This window comes from Micromonospora maritima, from assembly GCF_902825405.1.
Taxonomy (GTDB): domain Bacteria; phylum Actinomycetota; class Actinomycetes; order Mycobacteriales; family Micromonosporaceae; genus Micromonospora; species Micromonospora maritima.
In genome coordinates, this window is sequence record NZ_CADEAU010000518.1 from 1 (window position 1) to 3,590 (window position 3,590).

Sequence of the window (3,590 nt, forward strand, 5' to 3'; positions counted from 1 at the left end):
GGGTGACCGGCGGTCGACGGCCGGCGTCGGCGGCGGCGAGCAGCGCGACCAGCCGCCCCCGCAACGCGTGCCGGGGCACCACCATGTCGACCTGGCCGTGGCGCAGCAGGTACTCCGCGGTCTGGAAGCCCTCCGGCAGCGCGGCGCCGGTGACCTGGCGGATCACCCGGGGGCCGGCGAAGCCCAACCGGGCGCCGCTCTCGGCGAGGACCAGGTCGGTGTTGGTGGCGAACGACGCGGCCACCCCGCCGTACGTGGGGTCGGTGACCACGCTGACCGTCAACAGCCCCGCCTCGCGCAGCCCCGCGAGGGCCTGGCTGACGGTGGCCATCTGCATCAGCGACAGCGCGCCCTCCTGCATCCGCGCCCCGCCGGACGCGGTGACCAGCACCAGCGGGCAGCCGTCGGCCAGCGCCCGTTCGGCGGTCCGGGTGATCAGCTCGCCGACCGCGCAGCCGAGGCTGCCGCCGAGGAACCGGAAGTCCATCACGGCCAGCGCCACCGGGTGGCCGCCCAGCCGGGCGGTGCCGCACAGCACCGCCTCGTCCAGGCCGGTGGCGGCACGCGCCGCGCCGAGCCGGTGCGGGTACGGCACCGCGTCGACGAAGTCGATCGGGTCCACCCGCACCGCGCGGTCCGGCAGCGGGGCGAACGAGTCCGGGTCGACCAGCTGCGCCACCCGGTCCGGCGCGTCCAGCCGGGTGTGCGAGCCGCACTCCGGGCAGACGTCCAGGTTGCGGCGCAGCCGTTTGCGGTAGAGCAGCGAGGCGCAGCCGTCGCACCGCGACCAGAGCTGCTCGTCCCGGGGCGCGGTGGTGGTCACGGCCGCCGCCCGGCGGCGTCGACGCGGTGGGCCTGGTGCCCGGGGGCGTCGTAGCGGTAGAAGCAGTGCGCCATGGCGTCGCGCGGCGAGCGCCAGGTCGGCAGGTACGGCGAGATGTACGGCCGCAGCCGCTCACTGATCCGGACGAACTCGGGATGCCCGCGCGCGTCCTCGACCGCGCCCTGCGCCGGCGACTCCGTCTCCAGCAGGTGGACGTAGAGGTCGTGCAGCCGGTAGAGGGAGCGGTGCCGCACGCCGACCAGGCCGGGCAGTTCGGTCGCGTCGGACTCGGCGAAGATCTCGGCGACCCGGTCCTCGGCGGTGGGCACCACCTTGGCGACGATGAGCGAACGGTCCATTCGCGGCCTCCCTGCGTACGTCCCGGTGCGCGGCGAACCGGTCGCGCCGCACGGATGGCTCACGATGCCGCCGGGGGCGTCACCCGGGCGTCAACCGGGCACGATCAGGCCCGAAACGTGGTGACGCTGCGTTGACGCAAACTGTGCGTGGACTATGGGAAGATCAAGTTCCACTTCCCGTTGGCGACACTTTTTCGCAGATCACGGGCGACTTACGAGTCCGTCACGGACCGTCATCGATGCCACTGGCCGTTGACTGAGAGTAACAGCCGTTGATATTCTCCGTCTCGGTCAGCCCGGTCGCGACGGACCTCTCCGGCCGAGGCGGGACGTTCCGACACCGGGGTCGCGGGCGAGCAGATCCGGGCAACAGAGGACGGTCGGGACGAGGGTTCCGGTGCTGGGGGGTGCGCCGTGTCCGGTGGATCGAGGATGCCGACGGCGGGTGATCCCGCCCCCCGGGTGTCACTGCACCTGCTCGGCGGCTTCCAGCTGCTGCACGACGGCGTACCCGTGGTGGTGCCCCGGGGCCTGCAACGGGTCATCGCCCTCATCGGGCTGCGCCCCGGCGCCACCCGCAGCCACCTCGCCGGACTGCTCTGGCCCGAGACCTCCGAGGAGCGGGCGCTCTCCTCGCTGCGTACCGCGCTGTGGCGGTTGCGCCAGGACCCGTGCTGCCCGCTGCGCACCGACGGCGACACCGTCCGCCTCGGACCCACCGTCCACCTCGACGTGGACCAGCTGGCGGTGACCGCCGCCCGGGTCCGTGACGGCGCGGCCCCCCGCGGCGCCACCGACGCCGGCCGGCACGACCTGCTCCCCGGCTGGTACGACGACTGGGTCCTGCTGGAACGGGAACGGCTGCGCCAGCTACGCCTGCACATGCTGGAGGAACTGGCCGGCAACCACCTCGCCGCGGGCCGGCACGGGGAGGCCCTGGAGGCGGCGCTGGAGGCGATGGCGGCCGAGCCGCTGCGGGAGACCCCGCACCGTCTGGTGGTCCGGATCCACCTGGCCGAGGGCAACGCGTTCGAGGCGGTGCACTCCTTCTACGTCTACCGGGACCTGCTCCTGCGCGAACTGCGCCTGGAACCCTCCCCGGCGATGACGGCCCTGCTGGACGACACCCTCGCCCCGATCCGTCGGGCCAGCCGGCCGGAGCCGCCGCAGCGGCGGGCCGACCGCGCCCGGCCCGCCGGCCCCGCCCGCCCCCAGCGCGCCGCACCACCGCCATCAATACCCAGGGGTACGCCGTGACGGCGAGGTGACAGTCCGGCCGGCACGGTGGACCCAGCAGCGGCGCGGCGAGAGGGGTCCCGATGAGTCGACTGTTGGTGGTCAGCCGGATCGTGCCCGGGTCGCAGGGCCGGGTGGCACAGATCTTCGCCGAGTCCGACGCGACCGAGCTGCCCCACCTCACCGGGATCCGGCACCGGTCCCTCTACTACCTGCACGACCTGTGCGTCCACCTGATGGAGACCGTCGACGTCGCGCCCGACCTGACCGCCGACCTGCGGCACCACCCGCTCTACGAACGCGTCAACGAGCGGCTCTCCGCGCACACCTCGCCCTACCTGCCGACCTGGCACTCCCCCCGGGACGCCGTGGCCGGCTGCTTCTACACCTGGGACGCCGCCGACATCCCCACGCCCGACCGGATCCGCTGACCGGCCACGGGCGACGGACGGGGCGCCCCGGGACCGCGCACGGCACCAGGTCCCGGGGCGCCCTCCGCCCGTGCCGCCGGCACACGCTCGGTCATCCGCCGACCACCGGCCGACACGGCCGGTCCCACCGTCCGCGCCCACCCCCCGGCCTGCCTGTCGCCCCGTGCGCGCGTGTGCGAAGCTGCCCCGAGTTTTCTCGTGACCGTCGTGCACGCACATAGAAGGAGGTAGGCCATGCCGTCGAGCTTCGGGCAGTGGCTGGTCGTGATCCTGGCCCTGCTCATCGGACTGGTCGTCGGCTGGGTGGTGAGCGGCCGCCGCGCCGGCGCCGGCGGCTCCGCGCCCACTGTGGACGCCGCCGCACCGGCCCCCGAGGTGGCCGCCGTCGTCGACGAGCCCCGTCCGGCCGCGGTGGTCGACGAGACGCCGGCCCCGGCCGCCGTGACCGACCAGCACGCCCCGACCCACGCCGAGCCGGCCGCCGGAGAGCCGGTTGTCGCGTCGGAGCCGCTCGACGCCGCGGAGCCGGCGGTCGCCGCGAAGCGGGCCGAAGCCGAGCCGGCCACCTCCGAGCCGGCCACCTCCGAGCCGGCCACCTCCGAGCCGGCCACCACCGGGCTGGTGACGACCGCCGAGACGGTCACCGCCTCGGAGCCCGCCACCGCCGAGCCGGTCGACGCGCCGAAGCCGGTCGACGCCCTGGAGCCGGTCGACGCCGCCGAGCCGGTCGACGCGCCGAAG

General features: G+C 74.8%; 4 protein-coding genes and 1 pseudogene. 3 read left to right on the top strand and 2 right to left on the bottom strand.

Annotated features, from left to right (window positions below):
* Positions 1–823, bottom strand: an 823-nt coding sequence (gene accD, locus HUW36_RS28235; RefSeq protein WP_174530912.1) for an acetyl-CoA carboxylase, carboxyltransferase subunit beta, incomplete at its 3' end; no start/stop codon positions are given.
* Positions 820–1,182 (bottom strand): TcmI family type II polyketide cyclase, encoded by a 363-nt coding sequence (locus HUW36_RS28240; protein WP_174530913.1) that lies wholly within the window; start codon positions 1,180–1,182, stop codon positions 820–822. The genes accD and HUW36_RS28240, both read right to left, overlap by 4 nt.
* 432 nt (positions 1,183–1,614) lie before the next feature.
* Here HUW36_RS28240 and HUW36_RS28245 point away from each other — a divergent pair, with 432 nt between their 5' ends.
* The 3 genes and pseudogenes from HUW36_RS28245 to HUW36_RS28255 all read left to right on the top strand — a co-directional run.
* On the top strand, positions 1,615–2,439 hold the full coding sequence (locus HUW36_RS28245; RefSeq protein ID WP_425487273.1) for an AfsR/SARP family transcriptional regulator: 825 nt from the start codon (positions 1,615–1,617) through the stop codon (positions 2,437–2,439).
* Between the two features lie 62 nt (positions 2,440–2,501).
* A complete protein-coding gene (locus HUW36_RS28250; RefSeq protein WP_174530915.1) occupies positions 2,502–2,849 on the top strand; it encodes a TcmI family type II polyketide cyclase in 348 nt (115 codons plus the stop codon).
* A 234-nt stretch (positions 2,850–3,083) separates the two neighbouring features.
* Positions 3,084–3,590, top strand: a pseudogene (locus tag HUW36_RS28255) (helix-hairpin-helix domain-containing protein); the annotation flags it as partial.